Origin of the sequence: Anaeromyxobacter soli (assembly GCF_022808855.1) — a bacterium.
GTDB classification, from domain to species: Bacteria; Myxococcota; Myxococcia; order Myxococcales; family Anaeromyxobacteraceae; genus Anaeromyxobacter; species Anaeromyxobacter soli.
Window position 1 is genome coordinate 33,281 of record NZ_JAKZLF010000036.1, and the last position, 17,980, is coordinate 51,260.

General features: G+C 73.8%; 18 protein-coding genes. 11 read left to right on the plus strand and 7 right to left on the minus strand.

Features of this window, described 5'->3' with window-relative positions:
* From MLV88_RS19900 to MLV88_RS19930, 7 genes are read left to right on the plus strand one after another with little or no spacing between them, the layout of a single operon-like run.
* A complete protein-coding gene (locus MLV88_RS19900) occupies positions 1-1,272 on the plus strand; it encodes a c-type cytochrome (RefSeq protein ID WP_243338460.1) in 1,272 nt (423 codons plus the stop codon).
* The gene (gene nosZ, locus MLV88_RS19905) at positions 1,269-3,173 is read left to right on the plus strand and encodes a Sec-dependent nitrous-oxide reductase (RefSeq protein WP_243338463.1); all 1,905 of its coding nucleotides are present in this window, start codon (positions 1,269-1,271) and stop codon (positions 3,171-3,173) included. Before MLV88_RS19900 ends, nosZ begins: the two co-directional genes overlap by 4 nt.
* A gap of 16 nt (positions 3,174-3,189) precedes the next feature.
* On the plus strand, positions 3,190-3,870 hold the full coding sequence (locus tag MLV88_RS19910) for a hypothetical protein (protein WP_242334701.1): 681 nt from the start codon (positions 3,190-3,192) through the stop codon (positions 3,868-3,870).
* Positions 3,867-5,249, plus strand: coding sequence for a nitrous oxide reductase family maturation protein NosD (gene nosD / locus MLV88_RS19915; RefSeq protein WP_243338464.1), 1,383 nt, complete (start codon positions 3,867-3,869; stop codon positions 5,247-5,249). Before MLV88_RS19910 ends, nosD begins: the two co-directional genes overlap by 4 nt.
* Positions 5,246-6,169, plus strand: coding sequence for an ABC transporter ATP-binding protein (locus MLV88_RS19920; protein WP_243338466.1), 924 nt, complete (start codon positions 5,246-5,248; stop codon positions 6,167-6,169). Before nosD ends, MLV88_RS19920 begins: the two co-directional genes overlap by 4 nt.
* On the plus strand, positions 6,166-6,624 hold the full coding sequence (locus tag MLV88_RS19925; RefSeq protein ID WP_243338468.1) for a nitrous oxide reductase accessory protein NosL: 459 nt from the start codon (positions 6,166-6,168) through the stop codon (positions 6,622-6,624). The genes MLV88_RS19920 and MLV88_RS19925 overlap by 4 nt, the downstream gene beginning before the upstream one ends.
* On the plus strand, positions 6,621-7,469 hold the full coding sequence (locus MLV88_RS19930) for an ABC transporter permease (protein WP_243338470.1): 849 nt from the start codon (positions 6,621-6,623) through the stop codon (positions 7,467-7,469). Before MLV88_RS19925 ends, MLV88_RS19930 begins: the two co-directional genes overlap by 4 nt.
* Positions 7,470-7,824: 355 nt before the next feature.
* On the opposite strand, the gene MLV88_RS19935 is transcribed toward MLV88_RS19930, so the two are convergent.
* Together MLV88_RS19935 and MLV88_RS19940 are read right to left on the minus strand one after the other, a co-directional pair.
* A complete protein-coding gene (locus MLV88_RS19935; RefSeq protein WP_243338471.1) occupies positions 7,825-9,012 on the minus strand; it encodes an HNH endonuclease in 1,188 nt (395 codons plus the stop codon).
* 394 nt (positions 9,013-9,406) lie between these two features.
* A complete protein-coding gene (locus tag MLV88_RS19940) occupies positions 9,407-9,568 on the minus strand; it encodes a hypothetical protein (protein ID WP_242334720.1) in 162 nt (53 codons plus the stop codon).
* 159 nt (positions 9,569-9,727) lie between these two features.
* Between MLV88_RS19940 and MLV88_RS19945 the strand changes: the two genes are divergently transcribed.
* The 3 genes from MLV88_RS19945 (at position 9,728) to MLV88_RS19955 (ending at position 12,345) form a co-directional block, all read left to right on the plus strand.
* Positions 9,728-10,780 (plus strand): NAD(P)H-dependent flavin oxidoreductase, encoded by a 1,053-nt coding sequence (locus tag MLV88_RS19945; RefSeq protein ID WP_242360536.1) that lies wholly within the window; start codon positions 9,728-9,730, stop codon positions 10,778-10,780.
* Positions 10,781-10,871: 91 nt separating this feature from the next.
* A complete protein-coding gene (locus MLV88_RS19950; protein WP_242334726.1) occupies positions 10,872-11,729 on the plus strand; it encodes a putative RNA methyltransferase in 858 nt (285 codons plus the stop codon).
* Between the two features lie 133 nt (positions 11,730-11,862).
* On the plus strand, positions 11,863-12,345 hold the full coding sequence (locus tag MLV88_RS19955; protein ID WP_242334791.1) for a DoxX family protein: 483 nt from the start codon (positions 11,863-11,865) through the stop codon (positions 12,343-12,345).
* A gap of 21 nt (positions 12,346-12,366) precedes the next feature.
* Here the strand turns inward: MLV88_RS19955 and MLV88_RS19960 are convergent, their stop codons facing one another.
* On the minus strand, positions 12,367-13,515 hold the full coding sequence (locus tag MLV88_RS19960) for an MFS transporter (protein WP_242360537.1): 1,149 nt from the start codon (positions 13,513-13,515) through the stop codon (positions 12,367-12,369).
* A 203-nt stretch (positions 13,516-13,718) separates the two neighbouring features.
* Between MLV88_RS19960 and MLV88_RS19965 the strand changes: the two genes are divergently transcribed.
* Complete coding sequence (locus tag MLV88_RS19965) at positions 13,719-14,564, plus strand: S1/P1 nuclease (protein ID WP_243338473.1); 846 nt, start codon at positions 13,719-13,721, stop codon at positions 14,562-14,564.
* A gap of 8 nt (positions 14,565-14,572) precedes the next feature.
* Here MLV88_RS19965 and MLV88_RS19970 read toward each other — a convergent pair whose 3' ends face one another.
* The 4 genes from MLV88_RS19970 to MLV88_RS19985 all read right to left on the minus strand — a co-directional run bounded on the left by MLV88_RS19970 (position 14,573) and on the right by MLV88_RS19985 (position 17,745).
* Complete coding sequence (locus tag MLV88_RS19970) at positions 14,573-15,592, minus strand: aldo/keto reductase (protein ID WP_242360539.1); 1,020 nt, start codon at positions 15,590-15,592, stop codon at positions 14,573-14,575.
* A 427-nt stretch (positions 15,593-16,019) separates the two neighbouring features.
* Complete coding sequence (locus MLV88_RS19975; RefSeq protein ID WP_242334739.1) at positions 16,020-16,169, minus strand: hypothetical protein; 150 nt, start codon at positions 16,167-16,169, stop codon at positions 16,020-16,022.
* A 130-nt stretch (positions 16,170-16,299) separates the two neighbouring features.
* Positions 16,300-16,707: a bacteriohemerythrin gene (locus MLV88_RS19980; RefSeq protein ID WP_242334742.1), complete on the minus strand. Its 408-nt coding sequence runs from the start codon at positions 16,705-16,707 to the stop codon at positions 16,300-16,302.
* Positions 16,708-16,785: 78 nt separating this feature from the next.
* A complete protein-coding gene (locus MLV88_RS19985; RefSeq protein ID WP_242334746.1) occupies positions 16,786-17,745 on the minus strand; it encodes a DUF5996 family protein in 960 nt (319 codons plus the stop codon).
* Between the last annotated feature and the right edge of the window lie 235 nt (positions 17,746-17,980).

Sequence of the window (17,980 nt, forward strand, 5' to 3'; positions counted from 1 at the left end):
ATGGAACCCGTGACGCCATCGCCGTTCGCATCCCGTGACCGGCTCCTGTTCGCGATCGTCGGCGTCCTGCTCGTCGTCTCGACGATCCTGTTCGTGTGGAGCGACCGCGCGAAGGACTGGCGCTGGTACCAGGCCGAGTTCCGCGGGCGCGTCGCCGAGAAGTTCGGCGAGGAGAAGGCGCGAGGGGTGCACGACGGCCTCGTGCAGATCTGGGTGCCCGAGCTGCGCCGCGCGGATCGCTGCATCACCTGCCACCAGGCCGGGCCGTGGAAGGGGTTCGAGGCCGCGGAGGAGCCGTTCCGCACGCACCCGCCGGAGATCCTCCGGACCCACCCGGTCGAGCGGTTCGGCTGCACCGCCTGCCACGGCGGCCAGGGGTACTCGATCGACGCCGACGAGGCGCACGGCCCTGCGCCGCACTGGGAGGAGCCGGTGCTCGGGCCGTACCTCGGCGAGGCGTACTCGCTCGCCTGGGAGGACAAGGGCGCGCTCATCCAGATCAACTGCAACCTGTGCCACCGCTTCGAGCGCGAGACGAAGGGGGCCGACGCGGTGAACCTCGCGAAGAAGCTCGTGCGCGACAAGGGCTGCCGGGCATGCCACGTCGTGAACGGCCGCGGCGGCACCATCGGCCCCGACCTGACCTACGTCGGGGACAAGGCGCCCGAGCAGTACGACTACTCGCGCCTCCTCGGCCAGAAGACGGCGTTCGCCTGGCACGTCGCGCACCTGAAGGAGCCGAAGGCGATCGTCCCGGAGACGGTGATGCCGAACTTCGGGTTCTCGACCCGCGAGGTGCAGGCGCTCGCCATGCTCGTCACCTCCTGGCAGCGCACGTCGCTGCCGACGTCCTTCGCCCCGGGCGCGCCGCGGAGCGAGCCGCAGACGCAGCAGGAGGTGGCGGAGGAGGAGCGGATGCGCACCGGGCCGGGCGCCTGGTTCGTGAAGACCGGATGCTTCGTCTGCCACAGCATCTCCTCGCTCGGCGTGAAGAGCCCCGCGCAGATCGGGCCGGACCTGTCGATCGCCGTCGAGGACGTGCAGAAGCGCTTCGGCCGCACCCTCGACGACTTCCTCGCGGCGCCGACCGGCACGATGGCGGTGGTGCTCTCCCGGCAGATCATCCTCACGCCGGAGGAGAAGAAGGTCGCGATCGCGAAGCTCCGCGAGGCGTTCGCCGCCTGGCAGAAGGAGCGCGCGAAGGCCGCGGAGCCCGCCGCGAAGCCCACGGAGCCGGGCGGCGAGCCCGCGAACATCAGGAGGACGCCATGACGGTGCAAGGAAACAGGCGCTTCGCGATGGCGGCGGCCGCGCTGGCGATGATCTCGATCGCGGGCTGCGCGCCGTCGAAGCCGAAGGGGGGACGCCGCGCCCCGGCGGCCGCGTCGGACACGGCGGTGGCCGCGCAGAAGACGTACATCGCCCCGGGCGATCTCGACGAGTACTACATGTTCTCGTCGGGCGGTCACTCCGGCCAGGTGTTCGTGTACGGGCTGCCCTCGATGCGGCACCTCGGCACGATCCCCGTGTTCACGCCCTACCCCGGCACGGGCTACGGGTTCGACGACGACACGCGGAAGATGCTCGGCGAGTACACCTGGGGTGACGCTCACCACCCGGGCCTCTCGGAGACGAAGGGCGACTACGACGGCCGCTGGCTCTTCATCAACGACATGAACGGGCGGGTCGCGCGCATCGACCTGCGCGACTTCAAGACGAAGCAGATCCTCGGCCCCATCCCGAACGTCTCGGGCAACCACGGCTCGTCGTTCGTCACGCCGAACACCGAGTACGCGATGATGTCCTCGCGCTTCTCGGTGCCGATCCCGCTCGGCACCTACGCGCCCATCGAGAAGTACGCCACCGACTACAAGGGCGTCGTCGTCGGCGTGAAGATCGATCCCAAGTCGGGCGAGATGTCGCTCGGGTGGGAGATCGTGACCCCGCCGTTCGACTGGGACCTGGGTGACGCCGGCAAGGGCGTGTCCGACGGGTGGATGTTCTTCACCTGCTACAACTCGGAGCGCGCGACGGGGAAGCTCGAGGTGACCGCCTCGCAGCGCGACCGCGACTACATCGCCGCGGTGGACTGGCGGCTCGCCGAGAAGTCCGTCGCCGCAGGCAAGGGCAAGATGATCGGCGGCGTGCGCGTGCTCGACCCGCGCGAGATCCCCGGCCTCATCTACCTCATGCCCTGCGGGAAGTCGCCGCACGGCGTGGACGTCTCTCCCGACGGCAAGTGGATCGTCGGCTCGGGCAAGCTCCAGGGCGTCACCACCGCGTTCAACTTCGAGAAGGTGCAGACCGCGATCCGGAACAAGGACTTCGCCGGCGACGAGGACGGGATCCCGGTGCTCAAGTACGAGTCGATCAAGGACGCGGAGGTGCCGGTGGGACTCGGCCCGCTGCACACCCAGTTCGGCACGGACGGCTACGCGTACACCTCGCTGTTCGTCGACAGCGCGATCGCGAAGTGGAAGCTCGGGACCTGGGAGGTCGTCGACAAGATCCCGGTCTCGTACTCGGTCGGCCACCTCGCGGCCGCCGAGGGCGACACGGTGAGCCCGGACGGCAAGTACGTCGTGTCCCTGAACAAGCTCTCCCACGGGCGGCACCTGTCGCTCGGGCCGTCGCAGCCCGAGTCGTCGCAGCTCATCGACATCACCGAGGAGAAGATGAAGCTGCTCTACGACGCCTTCACCGAGCCCGAGCCGCACTACGCGCAGATCATCAAGGCGGACAAGGTGAAGCCGATCGAGGTCTACCCGAAGGAGGAGAACCACCACCCCCTCGCGACCTGGGACGTGAAGGAGGCGGGCCTGAAGCGCGAGGGCGACAAGGTGATCGTGCGCACCGTGGTGGTCCGCTCCACCATCACGCCGACGAGCGTGGAGGTGAACCAGGGCGACACCGTCACCTTCGCCATCACCAACATCGAGCAGACGACGGACGAGCTGCACGGGTTCGGGCTGCTCGGGTACAACCGCAACCTCGTCCTCGATCCCGGCGAGACGAAGACGGTCACCATCAAGGCCGACAAGCCGGGCGTGTTCCCCTACTACTGCACGAACTTCTGCTCCGCGCTCCACCAGGAGATGCAGGGTTATCTCATCGTGAAGCCACGCGCGGGCGGCGACGAGAAGGGCCGCAAGCGCGACAACGGCCACGACTGACGGCGGAGGGCGCGTGATGCGATCGGAACGGGCGATGTCGCCGCCGGCCGGGCGGCTGCGCGGCTACATCGTGAGGAGCCACCGGGTGCTGGACTCGCCGATCAGCGCTGCGCCGCGGGCGCTCCTCGTGCTCGCGGCGGTGCTGCTCGTCGTGGCGCTCACGCAGCCGCTGTGGGACATGACGATGTTCGCGCCGCAGTACCAGGACGGCCTGCGGCTGCACATCTACGCCTCGCAGCTCGTGGGTGGCAACGGCGGCCAGGACCTGAAGGAGATCAACCTCCTCAACCACTACATCGGCATGCACGACCTCGCGCAGGAGAGCTTCAAGGAGTTCCTGTGGATGCCGTTCGTCTTCGGCGCCCTCGCGCTCCTGCTCCTCCGCGCCGCCGTGTTCGGGACCGTCGGGAACGTGCTCGACGTGACGGTCCTGTCCATGTACGTCGGCGCGTTCTCCCTGTGGTCGTTCGCGAAGACGATGTGGGCGTACGGCCACGAGCTCGCGCCGACCGCGCCCGTGAAGGTCCCGCCGTTCATGCCGCCGGTGTTCGGCTCGAAGCAGCTCGCGAACTTCGAGGTGTACTCGTACCCCGGCGTCGGGACCTGGGCGATCATCGTCGCCGCGGTCGCGATGGCGGTCGCGCTCGCCGTCGCCGTCCGGGGCGCGCGGCGCGAGCTCGCCGCCGAGCCCGCATGACCGCGGCCGGGCTCCTCGCCGCCCTCATCGCGGCGCAGGCCGGGGGCGACATGCCGAGCGTCGCGCCGGGGCAGCTCGAGGGCCGGCCGCCCCCCGGCGAGGCCTCGCCGCTCCAGGCGCGCGTCGACGCAGCGCCCGCGGGCGCGACCGTCGAGGTCGGGCCGGGGACGTACGACGGCGACCTCGTCATCGACCGCCCGCTGCGGCTCGTCGGGCGCGGGCGGCCGCTCCTGCGCGGCTCCGGCAAGGGGAGCGTGGTCCGGATCCGGGCGGCCGGCGTGACGGTGGCCGGGTTCGACGTGGACGGGCGCGGCGGCGGCGACCTCGGCCGCGACAGCTCCGGCGTGCACGTCTCCGCGCCGGGAGCCGTGGTGCGCGACAACCGGATCGCGAACGCGCTCTTCGGCGTGTACCTGCGGGAGGCGCCCGGCGCGCGCGTCGAGGCGAACGTGGTGCGCGGCATCCGCGGGAAGGATCCGGGCGAGAAGGGCTCGGGCATCCACGTCTGGAACACGGACGGGTTCACGCTCGCGGGGAACGACATCGCCGACTGCCGCGACGGGCTCTACATCCAGTCCTCGCCGCACGGCACGATCCTCCGCAACTCCGTCCGCGACCTGCGCTACGCGATCCACTTCATGTACTCGGACGACAACGTCTTCGAGGACAACCTCTTCGAGCGCTCGGACGCCGGCGGCGTGCTCATGTACTCGCGGCGGCTCGTCTTCCGGCGGAACCGCTTCCTCCACAATCGCGGCTTCGCCTCGGTCGGCCTCCTCCTGAAGGCCTGCGACGACTCGCTCGCCGAGGACAACCTGCTCGCGGACAACGCGCGCGGCGTCTTCCTCGAGGGCTCCTACCGCAACCTCCTGCGCAGGAACGTCGTCGCCGAGTCGGACACCGCCCTCGTGGTGTACGACTCGTGCGGCGAGAACCGGATCGAGGGGAACGCGTTCATCGCGAACCTGACCTCCCTCACGCTCGTGGGCCGCCGGACGGACACGGTCCTCGACGGCAACTACTGGTCGGACAACGACGAGCCCGACCTCGACGGCGACGGTGTCTCCGATCGGCCGTTCGTGCTCGGGAGCCTGTTCGATCACCTGCGCGGCAACCTCACCGCCGCCGATCTGCTCGCCCAGAGCCTCGCCGCCGCGGCGCTGGGGGTCGCCGAGCGGGCGTTCCCCGTGCTCGCGCCGTCCGAGGTCGCCGACCGGCGGCCCCTCGCGCGCCCGCCTTCGCTCCCCGCCGTACCCCGCCCCTCGCCGCGCCCGCGGAGGCCCGATCCGCTCGGGCTCGCGGGCTCGCTCGCGGCGCTCGCCGCCGGCGGGGCGCTGCTCGCCGGCGCGCGACCTCGGCGGCACGCGGAGGCGCCGTGATCCGCTTCGACGCCTTCGGCAAGCGCTACGGCCGGCAGCGCGCGGTCTCGCGCGTCGACCTCGCGGTGACCCGCGGCGAGGTCGTGGCGCTCCTCGGCCCGAACGGCTCCGGGAAGAGCACGTGCCTCAAGGCCGCGGCGGGGCTCGTCCGGCCGAGCGACGGCCGCGTGGAGATCGGCGAGCCGCTCCGCTCCGCGGCGCTGCCCGAGGCCCGGCGGGGCGTCTCGTTCCTGCCGCAGAAGGTGGCGTTCCCCGAGGCGCTCACCGGGCGCGAGGTGGTCGAGTTCTACCGCCGGCTGCGGGGCGCCGCCCGCGGGCGCACCGAGGCCGCGCTCGGGCTGGCCGCGCTCGAGGGCGCGGCGGACCGTCCGGTCGGGACCTACTCGGGCGGCATGGTCCAGCGGCTCGGGCTCGCCGTGGTGGCGCTGGCCGACGCGCCCATCCTCCTGCTCGACGAGCCCACCTCCTCCCTCGACCGGGCCGGCCTCGCCGCCGCCCACGCGCTCGCCGATCGCGGCCGCAGCGAGGGACGCGCGGTGCTCTTCAGCACGCACCAGCTCGCCGACGTCGAGCGTCTCGCGGACCGCGTCGCCGTGCTCGTGGACGGGGCGCTCGTCGGGAACCTCGATCGCGCCGAGCTCGCGGAGCGCCTCGCCCGGCGCGGGGTCCTGCGCCTGCGCGTCGCGCGCGCGCCGGCCGCGCTCCCGGCCGAGCTCGAGCGGCTGGCGCCCGGCGCCGAGCTCCACGGAGAGGAGATCGTGGTGATCGGGCCCGCCGCGGTCCGCGCCGCCGCGCTGGAGGCGGTGCGCGCGAGCGGCGCCGAGCTGCGCGGCCTCTCCTCGGAGGAGGGGCGGCTCGACCTCCTCTACGACGAGCTCGTCGGCGCCGCCGGGCGCTCCGGAACGGAGGTGCGGGCATGACGTCTTCCCTATCGCGCGCGCTCGGCGCGCTGGCGCTCCTCGCCGCGCTCGCCTGCCGGACCCGGTCGCCCGCGCCGGCGCCCCTCGACACCCGGAACGACGCCTGCGCGTTCTGCCGGATGGCCGTCTCGGACCGCCACTTCGCCGCGCAGCTCGTGGCGCCGGGCGAGGAGCCGCTGTTCTTCGACGACCTCGGCTGCCTCGCCCGCCACCTGGCCGCGTCCCGCCCTCACGCGGGCGCGGTGGCCTGGGTCGCCGATCACCGGACCGGCGAGTGGGTCCGGACCGCGCGCGCCACGTACACGCGGAATCCCAGGCTCGAGACGCCGATGGGCTCGCACCTCGTCGCGCACGCGGACGCCGCCTCCCGCGACGCGGATCCCGCCGCGCGCGGCGGCGTCCCGGCGACCGCCGCGGAGATCTTCGGCCCCGCGGGGCCACCGGACGGCAAATGAGCGCACCGACCCGGCTGGCCGCCCTCTCCCTCGTCGCGCGCCAGGAGATCGCGCTCGCGGTCCGCTCGCGCTGGACGGCGATCTTCGCGGGCGTGTTCGCGCTGCTCGCCGTGGGCGTGGCGGCGAGCGGCTACGTCCTCTCGGGCGGCAGCGGCTTCGAGGACTTCGCGCGCACCAGCGTGTCGCTCGTCCAGCTCGTCGTCCTGGTGGTGCCGCTCGCGGCGCTCGTGATGGGCGTGCTCGCCGTCGCGCCGGAGCGCGGCACCGCCGAGCTCCTCTTCTCGCAGCCCATCGGGCGCGGCGTCGTCCTGCTCGGGCAGCTCGCGGGCCTCTTCGTCGCCCTCTCGGCCGCCGAGCTCATCGGGTTCGGCGCGGCGGGGCTCGTCGTGTTCCTGAACGCCGGGGAGGAGGGCGCGGGCGCGTACTTCCTCCTCGTGCTCGGGGCCGTCCTGCTCACCGCGGTCTTCCTCGCGATCGCGGCGCTCGTCGGCGCCGGCGCGGTGGGGCGCAAGCGGACGCGGGCGCTCGCGCTCGCCCTCGTGGTCTGGTTCGCCGCGACGGTGCTCGTCGACGTGGCCGCGCTCGGCGTCGCGACGCTGCTCCGCTCCACGGCCGCGTCGCGCCTCCTCGTGGCCTCGGTCGTCGTGAACCCCGCGAGCGCGATCCGGGTCGGATCGCTCCTCGCCGTCCAGGGCACCGCCGCGTTCGGCGCAGCGTCCCTCGCGCTCCTGCGGCTCACCGGCGGACCGGTGGGCGCGGCGCTCCTCCTCTGCGCCTCGGTCCTCGCGTGGATCGTCCTGCCCATCGCGGCGGCGGTCTATCGGCTCCGGCGGATCGACCTGTGAGGTGGGCGCGCGTGCGCGGCCCTACCTCTCCCCGCACGCGAGGTGTCTCGTGACGAGGGTCCCGCGCTCTCCGCAACGGGGATTCGTCACATTTTCGGCAGCTGACCGGCGGAGCCACTCGACGGACCAGCGGCGCACCGCGCGATCCGGTTGGGCATCGACGGGTCGGCCCGGCGCGGTCCGAGAACGCTCCGTTCGGAGCACTCGGGCGGCAAGAGCGGTGACCGTCACGGACCGACGTGGGTCGGGTTCGGAAGGGGAAGGTACCGCGGCGAGCCGCCGTCGAGTTCGCGCGACCATGCGAACCCGTCCTCCGTCGCCGGAAGTTCGGCTAGCTCCGTGGCCCGCCGCAGAATCACGGCGCCCACATGGCCAGTTGCATCCCTGGATACAGCGATGCCACGCCAGCGCGCGAGAGCGGCGTCGGCCGTGCGTTTGCGTCGCGGCGGAAGCGATCCATGTGCTCGCGCCCGAAGGTGTTCTCTGCGTGAAGAAGATTATGGGGTCGGCAGGCGAGCCGAAGATTATCGATCGTCGTCGGCCCACCGAGGGCGGCGGGTTGGATGTGGTCGAGCTCGAGCTTCCAGCGACTGTTGCAGCGGCAGCCGTCCGAGCCCACCCAGGCGCACCGCCCGCCGTCGCGCTTCCACACCGCGCGGCGCACTATCGCCGGGATCGTGGACCTCGCCGTCGGCGGCTTCGCCGCATGCTCCTTCGCGCCCTTGGCCTCGTCCTTCGTCTTGCGCTCGGGCGCGACCGCGCCCTTCCTCTTGCCGTGCTTCTCGATGGCGCAGCGGATCGCCTCGTGGAGCACCGCAGCGAGATCGCCGTCCGGGACCTTGTGCGACAGGAGCGATCGGAGCGTCTCGAGGTCCTCCTTGCAGGCGCGATCGAGCGTGACGCGGAGCGACCAGTGGCTCTCCGACACGGCGAGCGTCTCGGCCCTTCGCTTCGGCTTCACGAAAGTGGGTGAGGGCGCCGGGAGCGGACCGGTGTCGAGGGGCGAATCGAGGGTCGGCTTCGCAGGGCCGGGCGCGGTCGCCGTCTCGGCCAGCTCGGCTTCTGGGAGCTGCAGCGGGGCGCTCACCGCGGCGGGCGCGCGCTCGGCCAGCTTGCGGAGGCCTGCGCGCGGCGCGGTGCGCGCCTGGATGGAGACGACGAGTTGCTCGACCTCGGCCCGGGTCCGGAAGGCGGCGCGAGCTAGGAGGTCGCCCACGTTCTCCTCGGTGAGCACCTGGCCGAGGAGCGCCACGGTGGACAAGCACAGGCGCCCATCGCGCAGCGGAGCCTCGAGATTCGGGAAGCGGCGCAGCACGCGCATCGCCTGGATACGCCGGCCGGCGGCGCCCTCGCGCAGGTGGAGGGCCTCCAAACAGTAGGCCCACAGGGACGCATGACCCGCCGCGACGAAGGCTCGGCGCCGATCGAATTCGTCGAGGTGCAGGAGGAAGTCGACCTGGACGTTTCGTTCCTCTCCGGCGAGCTCGCGCAGGCGGAGGGCGAGGACGTTAGAGTCGAGTGAAGCAGGGGCGAGCGCAGACATGAGGTGCACCTCCAGTACACCCTTCGTAGCACGCGATTTTCGGAGCTCCGGAGACGCTCCAGGCTCGCGCCTGCGCGGCGTTCTTCGGCGCATCCTCGTCGATGCCTTTCGGCGATCGCCACGCGTGACACGCGCGAGGCGCGTGCGCGAGAGCGGCATTTTCGCGCCGGCCCGTATGCTCGAGCGCGCTCGTGGCGAGAGGGCGTCAATGGGAAATGTTTCACCCACCGCAACTGGGACGCCCGCGCTCTGGGCGAGCGAATTGCCCGACGTAGCGAACTATCGCTGGCGACAGCTGTTACTTAAGGTGAACCGCGGCGACCTTTCGCGACGCTCGGGTCCGTGCGCAGGCGCGAGCTGTGGATGCGCGTCGTTCGCATGCGCTCGCGCGAATTCACGCCTGCGCCGAGCCCAGCCGGTTCCACGCCCACGACGAGACGTCCGCCTGGCTCGCCGCCTTCGCCGCCTTCATCGGGTCGCCGCTCAGAGCGCGTGCGCCGACTTCGTCGATGCCTGAATCCGCCATGCGCGCGAAGACGTCGGTCGAAACACCCACCGCTCGTCCCGCGAGTACTTGGGCTTCGATGAATGGCGGACTCTCCGCCGGGGGCGCCCCCCTCGCGCCTGTGCCGCGGCGTCTCCTCCGGCCTAGAGCCTCCCGAGACCTCGGCTCGCGCCCGGAGGGGCGGCCGCCGCTCGGCAAGGGAGAGACCGCATGGCAGCCCAGGCGAACGCGCTCCTCGCGCGGCTCGGCTTCGAGCACCCCATCATCCAGGCGCCGCTCGGAGGCATCCCCACGACCACCCTCGTGGCGGAGGTCTCGGAGGCCGGCGCGCTCGGGAGCCTCGGCGCGGCGTACCTCTCTCCGGAGCAGCTCGAGGACGCGATCGGCGAGATTCGCTCGCGGACGTCCACGCCCTTCGCGGTGAACCTGTTCGCCGGCGGGTGGGACGCGAGCGCCGGGGGCGACGCGCGGCGGATGCTCGAGCTCCTCGCGGGCGTCCACGAGCGCCTCGGCCTCCCGCCGCCCACGGTCCCCACGCTCGCCGCGGACGCGTTCGAGGCGCAGCTCGCGGTGGTGCTCGACGCGCGCCCCGCGGCGTTCAGCTTCACGTTCGGCGTCCCGTCCGCGGAGGTCCTCGGGCGTCTCCGGGAGCGCGACGTCTTCACCATGGGGACCGCCACCACGGTGGAGGAGGCGCGGCTGCTCGAGCGGGCCGGCGTGGACGCCGTCGTCGCGCAGGGGGCCGAGGCCGGCGGCCATCGGGGCACCTTCGCCGGGCCGTTCGAGGCGGCGCTCGTCCCCACCGCGCGGCTCGTGGCCGAGAGCGTCTCCGCCGTGCGCGTCCCGGTGATCGCCTCGGGGGGCCTCATGGACGGGCGCGACGTCGCGGCGATGCTGCGCCTCGGCGCCGCCGCGGCGCAGCTCGGCACCGCGTTCCTCGTGACGCCGGAGTGCGGCGCGTCGGCCGCCTACAAGCGGGCGATCCTCGCCGCGCGCGCCGACACCACCGCGCTCACGCGCGCGTTCTCGGGGCGGCCGGCGCGCGGGCTCGAGAACGCCTTCATGCGCCTCGTCGACGCAGAGCCGGGCGCGATCCTCCCCTACCCGCTCCAGAACGCCCTCACCCGTCCGATGCGCGCCGCGGCGGCGCAGCAGGGCGACCCGGAGCACCTGTCGCTCTGGGCCGGGCAGGGCGTCGCGCGGGCGCGCGCGCTGCCCGCGCGCGAGCTCGTCCGGCGCCTGGTCGAGGAGCTCGGGGGGTGAGGGCGTCGCTCGCTCGCGCGGGCCGGCGCGATGCGTGCCTGCTGGCGAGTCGGGGCACCCGCGGTCCCGGTTCGTGCTAAGCCGGGCTCCGATGCTCCCCGAGATCCTGAACGCCCTGCGCTGCCCGCTCTGCGCGGGGCCGCTCGCCGAGGTCGCCGCCGGGAGCGGCCGCGCGCTGCGCTGCCCCGCCGGGCACAGCTTCGACCTCGCCCGGCAGGGCTACGTGAGCCTCGACACCGGCAGCCGCCCGCACGCAGGCGACTCGGGCGAGATGATCGCCGCCCGCGCGGCGTTCCTCGCCGCGGGACACTACGCGTTCGTGACGGACGCGCTCGTCGCGGCGGCGCGCGAGGCGTGGTCCGGCGGCGCCGGGCCCGCGCGGCTCGTGGTGGACGCGGGCGCGGGCACCGGGCACCACCTCGCGGCGGTGCTCGACGCCCTCCCCGAGGCCGCGGGGCTCGCGCTCGACGTCTCGAAGCCGGCGCTCCGCCGCGCGGCGCGCGCCCACCCCCGGGCCGCGGCCGCGCTGTGCGACACGTGGCGCGGTTTGCCCGTCGCGGACGGCGCGGCGCGGCTCGTCCTCGACGTCTTCGCGCCGCGCAACGGTCCCGAGTTCCGGCGCGTGCTCGGCGAGGGCGGCGCGCTCGTCGTCGTCACGCCCGCGCCCGAGCACCTCGCCGCGCTCGTGGACGCGCTCGGGCTCCTCGCGGTGGACCCCGAGAAGGCCGAGCGCGTCGAGGCGAGCCTGGGGGAGCGCTTCGTGCTCCAGGGCGAGGTGCTCGCCTCGCGCGAGCTCGCCCTCGAGCATGCGGAGGTGCGGACGCTCGTCGGCATGGGCCCGAGCGCGTGGCACGCCGACGCCGCCGCGCTCGCCGCCCGGATCGCCGCGCTGCCGGAGCCGGTGCGAGTCCGCGCGGCCGTCCGCGTCGGGACCTACCGGCCCCGGTGACGTTGCCCCTCCAGCGCTCGCCCCGCGCGCCCTCGCCGCGCCGCCGTGCGTGGCGGCGCTCGTGAGGCGGCGCGCTCCTTGTCGCGCCGGCTCAGGGCACCAGATTTCCCCGGGGGGAGATCTCGTGAGCTCGATGACCGCTGTCGCGAAGGACGCTGCGTTCGTCCCGGTGCGCGCCACGCTCGGCGCGACGATGCTGTACCACGGCCTGCAGAAGCTGCGAGGTGAGGGTCCGAAGCAGACCGGGGAGATGTTCGAGGGGCTCGGGATCAAGCCGGGGGTCACCTGGGCGACGCTCACCGGCGTCGCGGAGGTGTTCGGCGGCGCGACCGCGATCCTCGGGATCGGCACCCGCCTCGGCGCGCTCGCGATCCTCGCCACGCAGGCGGTCGCCGTCGCGAAGGTGCACGCGCCGAAGGGCTTCTCCAACGTGAACGGCGGGTTCGAGTTCAACCTCGCGCTCATGGGGATCGCCGCCGCGCTGCTCACCGCCGGCCCCGGTCGCTTCTCGACCCACGAGCTCGTCGAGCGGAGCGTCGCGCGCAGCTGGCGGGGATGGGCCCTCGCCCCGCGGCGCCAGTCCCGCGCCCTCGGCTTCGTGAAGCTACTGAAGTAGCGCGGCGCGGGGGCGTGCGGATCAGGCGGGCGCGCGCCCGCACAGCGCCGCGTTCGCGGCGATCCCGACGCCGACCGAGGCGGCGCAGACCGCCACCACCGCGCCCCAGCCCCCGGCCTGCCAGGCGAACCCGGGGAGCGCCGAGCCGAGCGTCCCGCCCGCGTAGTAGAAGGCGAGGTAGAGCGCGCTGGCGCCGCCCTTGGCGGTCCGCGCCGAGGCGTTCACGAACGCGGGCACGACCGCCTGGGCGGTGAACGTCCCGAGCACGAGCACCACGAGCCCCATCACCACGAGCGGCAGGGGCCCCGCGAGCACGAGCACCATCCCGAGCGCCTCGCCCGCCAGGCCGAGGCCGATGAGGCGCCGGGGCGGCACGCGGCCGGAGAGCCTGCCCGCGAGCGGCGACGCGACGACGCCCGCGGCGTACACGACGTACACGCTCGAGACCGCCGCGGTGGAGAGCCCGTACGGCGGGGCGGACAGGTGGTACGGCAGGTAGGTGAAGATCCCCATCCAGCCGAAGAAGAGCGAGAGGCCGACGAGGTAGGCCCCGACGAGGCGCGGATCGCGGACGTGCCGCAGCATCCCGGCGTACGCCGCGACGATCCCGCGCCCGGCGACGCGCGCTCCCGGCACGAGCCCGCGAGCGAGCACCGCCGCGGCGGCGAGGGTGAGCGCCGCGAACGCCACGAACGCGGCGCGCCAGCCGAGGTGGGCGGCGATGGCGCCCGACCCGACGCGCCCGACGAGCCCGCCCACGACCGACGCGGCGATGATGCCGCCGACGACCCGTCCGAGCTCCGCGGGGGAGAACCGGTCGCCCGCGTAGGCCACCGCGACCGCGGTCATGCCCGGCACGAACGCGCCCTGCAGCGCGCGCAGGCCGACGAGCGCGCCGAACGACGGCGCCGCGGCGCAGGCGAGGGTCGCGAGGGAGAGGAGCGCCGTCGCGCTCGCCATGACGCGCCGCCGCCCGAGCGCGTCGGAGAGCGGACCGTACACGCTCGAGGCGGCGGCGACGGCGAGGACGACCGCCGAGACGGTGAGCCCCGCGCGCGCCGGACCCACGCCGAACTCCCGCGAGAGCAGCGGGAGGATCGGCTGGGTCACGTACATGTCCGAGTAGGCCGCCACCGTCCCGACGTACAGCGCCACGCGCTCGCGATCCATCGCGCGCACGATACCGCAGGCGCGGTCCGGTCGGCCCGGACCGCTCGTCGCCTCCGGCGCCGGGTTCCACTCGGTTCCAACGACTCCGCGCGGCGCTAGTATCGCCTGCGGGGCGCGTGTGAAGCCCCGAACCCGGTGCGAGCCGAGGTCCGCGTCGGCGGGGAGCGGTAGGCTCGAGGTTCTCCCCTAGACGCCGAGGCCAGATGACCCGCTCCCCCGCCACGCTCCCGCTCCTCGCCCTCGCCGCCGCGCTCGCCGCCGGGCCGTCGCCGGCCGCGGCCTGGTCCACGCAGGGCCACCGCGTCGCGGCGGCGGTCGCGGAGGAGCGGCTCACGCCCGCGGCGCGGCGGCTCGTGCGAGAGCTCCTCGGCGCGACGCCCATGTCCGACGCGCGCGTCGCCGGATGGGCCGACGCCCAGCGCGAGCCCGCCACGCGGCCCTGGCACTACGTGAACATCCCTCCCGGCGCCGCCGGCTACGTGCGCGAGCGCGACTGTCCGGGGGACGCCTGCATCGTCGCCGCGATGGAGCGCGCCGTCGCAGAGCTCCGCGACGGAGACTCGGCCGTCCGGAGGGCGGACGCGTTCCGCTGGCTCGTCCACCTCGCGGCGGACGTGCACCAGCCGTTGCACGCGGACGGTCGCGATCGCGGCGGCACCGAGCTCGAGACCCGCACGCGCGGCGGGAAGAGGCCGCGCAGCCTGCACCGGGTGTGGGACGAGGACGTGCTCCGACCCATCCTGTACCGCCGCGGCGCGGTGGCGGCGGGGCGCGCCCTCGCGCGCGAGGTCCGCGGCCCGGAGGCGGCGCCCGCGGCGGCCGAGCCGTCGCCCGCCGCGTGGGCGAACGAGTCGCACGCGCTCGCGCGGGCGCTGTACGCGGAGCTCGAGCCGCTCCCACGAGAGGGCCGCAGCCTCGTGCTGCCGGACGCGTACCCGGACCGGCAGCGGGCGCGGGCGGAGGCGCAGCTCCAGAAGGCCGGGGTGCGGCTCGCGGCGCTGCTCGATCGGATCGCGCTCGCGCGGGAGGCTCGCGCCGGGCGGAGGTGAGGGTCGCCCTACCCGAGCCACTGCGGGTTCTGAGTCGTCCCGTCGTACTCCTCGGTCGTCTTGTAGAGCTCGTTCGCGCCGTCCTGCCCCGCCGCGGCGGTGCGGGCGAGCAGCGCGTTCACGCGATCCTCGGCGAGCGGCTGGAAGCCCCGCGCGACGCGCAGCGCCTGCTCGACACGCTCGATGGTATCGCAGCCGGTGACGACCACGCTCACGGGGAGACTCATCGCGTAGCCGAGGCACTCCTCCGGCGAGGCGATCCCCTGCTTCACGATGCGGGCGTCCGCCAGCGGCTTCATGCCGATGACGCCGATCTCCTTCTCGACGAGCACCGGGAGGACGTTCTTCTCGAAGCTGTCGTGGTGCGCGTCGAGGACGTTGAGGGGCAGCTGCACCGTGTCGAACCGGAAGCCGTGCGCGTCCGCCTCGCGCAGCATCTCGAGGTGCCAGCGAGGCGACTTGTGCCCGGTGAAGCCGATGTAGCGGAGCTTGCCGGCCTGCCGGGCGGCGACGAGCGCCTCGATGGCGCCACCCGCCGCGAAGCAGCGCGCGGGATCGGTGGGGCGGATGACCTCGTGGATCTGCATGAGGTCCAGGTGGTCCGTGCGCAGGCGCTGGAGCGACTCGTCGATCTGCCGCGCCGCCGTCGCCGCGTCGCGGCCGTCGATCTTCGACATGAGGAAGACCTTCTCGCGGTAACCGTTCTGCAGCGCCTTCCCCATCCGCCGCTCGCTCTCGCCGTCGTTGTAGTCCCAGCAGTTGTCGAGGAAGGTGATGCCGCCGTCCACCGCGGTGCGGACGATGCGGAGGCTCTCCTCCTCCGTCGCCTGCATCCCCATGTGGAAGCCGCCCAGCCCGACGAGCGAGACCGCCACGCCCGTGCGCCCGAGCTTCCGCTGCGGGAGCGGCGACCCGCCGGCCGCCGGGACGGCGTCATGCGTCCCGCCCTGTGCCGACCGACCGCCGCACGCGGCGAGCGGCGCGAGGGTCATGGCCGCGGACAGCTCCAGGAACTCTCGACGCGTCATGGTGGCGTCCCCCTCGCCGAACGATGGGCGCGACGGAGACGCGGCGGGAGGGCGGACGTCCCGCCCGCGCGGAGCCGCCGCCCGAGCCTGGCGAGCGCTCGCGCGCCAAATGCCGCGGCTCGCGCCCGTGCGCGCGGACGGCTCACCGCCTCGCCGCCGGACGCACCGCCCCACCCTTCACCTACGGTGTCTACCCCGTTCGCCCCGGACCCGCTGCGAACCCGTTCACGTGGGTGGCCTGGGTCTCGCCGCGCACAGGACGGGGAGTGAACCGAGGGCCCGCGGCATCCCACGGTCGAGGGACGCGCGCTGGCGGGAGAGGCGACGGGGCGCGCGAAGCGACCACGCGCCACGACATGAATGCGCGTTCACCGGAGCGGCGCCGACCGGGAGAGGGTCGCGCGCGCACCGTCGGCTGGGCTCGCCGTCAGCGACGGCGGCGCAGACGGCCGGCGCGGGCAGGCACCGTCACGCGCGCGGGCAGCCGTGCCGGCCCGGACGGGCGGGTCAGCTTGGCGAGTGCAGCGACCAGCACGGCGAGCGAGACGGCGATCAGCACGGCGAGGAACGTGGCCACGAACACCTCCGGAGAGACCGAGGTGTCGAACCGCCGGCGCACAGCCGCAATTCCTTGCGTCGAGAACGACGCTTCCGGGCCACGGGGAGACGGGCGAGCGCTCGCCGCGCTGGGACGCGACGGAGGTCCGTCAGCCGTGCGTGTGCGGCGCGACGTGCGCCGCGAGCCGCCGATCGGCGTCGTTCATGTGCGCCGCGAGGGCGGTCCGGAGGTCGAGCGCCGCGGTCGTGGCGAGCTGCTCGTCCCCGCTCGCGAACGCGCGCTGCAGCTCGCGCATCTGCTCGAGGAACGCGCCGTGCTCGCCCGCGTGGGCGTCGCGCTCGGGAAACGCGCTGCCCTCCATGAGCAGCTCCTCGCTGCCGAAGTGCGCCACGCTGTAAGCGAGGAGCTGATCGGCGAGGCGCCGCGCCATCCACGGGCGGCCCTGCTCGAGGGAGTCCACGAACGCGCTCACCAGCCCGATCTGCAGGTGGTGGTCGTGATCCATCGCCTCGTGCCCGACCTCGAGCCGGTCGTTCCAGGTGTGCGTCTCTTTCATGGCTCCTCCACGTGCCGGTCCGCGATCCGGGCACTCCCATTGCCGGCGGGCGAGCAGGCCTCAACGCCCGCCGGGGGGTCAGTGGACCGGCGGCGGGGCGCCGGAGGTCTCGCCGTAAGCCGGCGCGGCCGCCTCCGCGGGCGCGCCGCGCTCGAGCGCGGCGCGATCCCAGCCTCCGAGCTCCGCCCCTGCCTCGTAGGTGGTCTCGAGGAATTCCCGGAGCCGCGCGTCCGGATCGGCGTCGGCGCAGACCGCCGCGTAGGGCAGCAGGAACTCGTGCAGCCCCTGGTCGTAGCGGGCCTCGCGCGGACGGACGGGCGCGGAGGCGAAGCCCGGCGGCTCCGGCGCCGCGTACGCGTAGAACGCCGCGTCCTCGAACCCGCCACCGCCCGGCCAGAAGCCGAACGACATCACCTCGTGCGAGTAGGCCTCGCGCGTGATCCAGTCCGCGCCGGGACGCTCCGGCGCGCGCCGGCCGGAGAAGAGCGTGACCGCGAGGTCGAAGCTCCCCCAGAAGAAGTGCACCGGGCTCGCCTTGCCGAGGAAGCGCGCCCGGAAGTCGCACAGGACCCGGGTCGTCGCGAGGAGCACGCGCCAGAAGCGCTGCGCAAACTCCGGATCGTACGAGGCGTGGAGGTCGTCCTTGTCGAACGGGACGGGGTCGGGCACCTCCACCGGCATCGTGCGGATGGGCACGTCGATGGCGAGGTCGCGGAGCATCCCCATGAGCCGCGCGTGGAAGCGCGACACCGGCTGCGCCACGAGCGGCATCGCGCCGAAGGTCCCGTCGCTCGTCGCGACCTCGAGCTGGTGGTCGAGGAGATCGAGCGAGATCTCGAAGCCGGTCGCGCCGTGGAACATGAGCGAGGTCGTGAGCCCGCGCGCCGTCGGATAGAGCGGCACGTTCCACCAGTGGTTCACGAGCGGCGTGGACGCGAGGCGCACCTTGCCGATGACCTGCGTCCACATGTGCAGCGTCGCGCGCGTGTCGCTCCAGCGCGACAGCGGCAGCTCCGGCCACGCGATCCGGTCTCGCATGCTCCCCCCTCACGCCCGCGGCGCTCGTGTCTCTCAAGCTGCGCAGCCGAGGAAGGCCCGCGCCAGCGCCAGGTGGAGCGGGCTGGACCGAGCGGCCGAGCGAGCCACGAGCGCAGGAGGCGAGGAGGCGAGTGCACTGCCCTACCGCTCGACGGCTCGCCAGCCCCCCGCTAATCACTTCACCCGCCACTGGAACGACCGCGCCAGCAGGGAGGGGCCCCGTCGCGAAGCGACG

Excerpts from the sequence above, each read along its gene's own strand:
- MLV88_RS19945 (WP_242360536.1), top strand. The coding sequence starts at position 9,728 with ATGGCAGCCCAGGCGAACGCGCTCCTCGCGCGGCTCGGCTTCGAGCAC.
- MLV88_RS19900 (WP_243338460.1), top strand. The coding sequence starts at position 1 with ATGGAACCCGTGACGCCATCGCCGTTCGCATCCCGTGACCGGCTCCTG.
- MLV88_RS19950 (WP_242334726.1), top strand. The coding sequence starts at position 10,872 with ATGCTCCCCGAGATCCTGAACGCCCTGCGCTGCCCGCTCTGCGCGGGG.
- nosD (WP_243338464.1), top strand. The coding sequence starts at position 3,867 with ATGACCGCGGCCGGGCTCCTCGCCGCCCTCATCGCGGCGCAGGCCGGG.
- MLV88_RS19960 (WP_242360537.1), bottom strand. The coding sequence starts at position 13,515 with ATGGATCGCGAGCGCGTGGCGCTGTACGTCGGGACGGTGGCGGCCTAC.
- MLV88_RS19910 (WP_242334701.1), top strand. The coding sequence starts at position 3,190 with ATGCGATCGGAACGGGCGATGTCGCCGCCGGCCGGGCGGCTGCGCGGC.
- MLV88_RS19970 (WP_242360539.1), bottom strand. The coding sequence starts at position 15,592 with ATGACGCGTCGAGAGTTCCTGGAGCTGTCCGCGGCCATGACCCTCGCG.
- MLV88_RS19955 (WP_242334791.1), top strand. The coding sequence starts at position 11,863 with ATGACCGCTGTCGCGAAGGACGCTGCGTTCGTCCCGGTGCGCGCCACG.
- MLV88_RS19930 (WP_243338470.1), top strand. The coding sequence starts at position 6,621 with ATGAGCGCACCGACCCGGCTGGCCGCCCTCTCCCTCGTCGCGCGCCAG.
- MLV88_RS19985 (WP_242334746.1), bottom strand. The coding sequence starts at position 17,745 with ATGCGAGACCGGATCGCGTGGCCGGAGCTGCCGCTGTCGCGCTGGAGC.
- MLV88_RS19925 (WP_243338468.1), top strand. The coding sequence starts at position 6,166 with ATGACGTCTTCCCTATCGCGCGCGCTCGGCGCGCTGGCGCTCCTCGCC.
- MLV88_RS19965 (WP_243338473.1), top strand. The coding sequence starts at position 13,719 with ATGACCCGCTCCCCCGCCACGCTCCCGCTCCTCGCCCTCGCCGCCGCG.
- nosZ (WP_243338463.1), top strand. The coding sequence starts at position 1,269 with ATGACGGTGCAAGGAAACAGGCGCTTCGCGATGGCGGCGGCCGCGCTG.
- MLV88_RS19980 (WP_242334742.1), bottom strand. The coding sequence starts at position 16,707 with ATGAAAGAGACGCACACCTGGAACGACCGGCTCGAGGTCGGGCACGAG.
- MLV88_RS19935 (WP_243338471.1), bottom strand. The coding sequence starts at position 9,012 with ATGTCTGCGCTCGCCCCTGCTTCACTCGACTCTAACGTCCTCGCCCTC.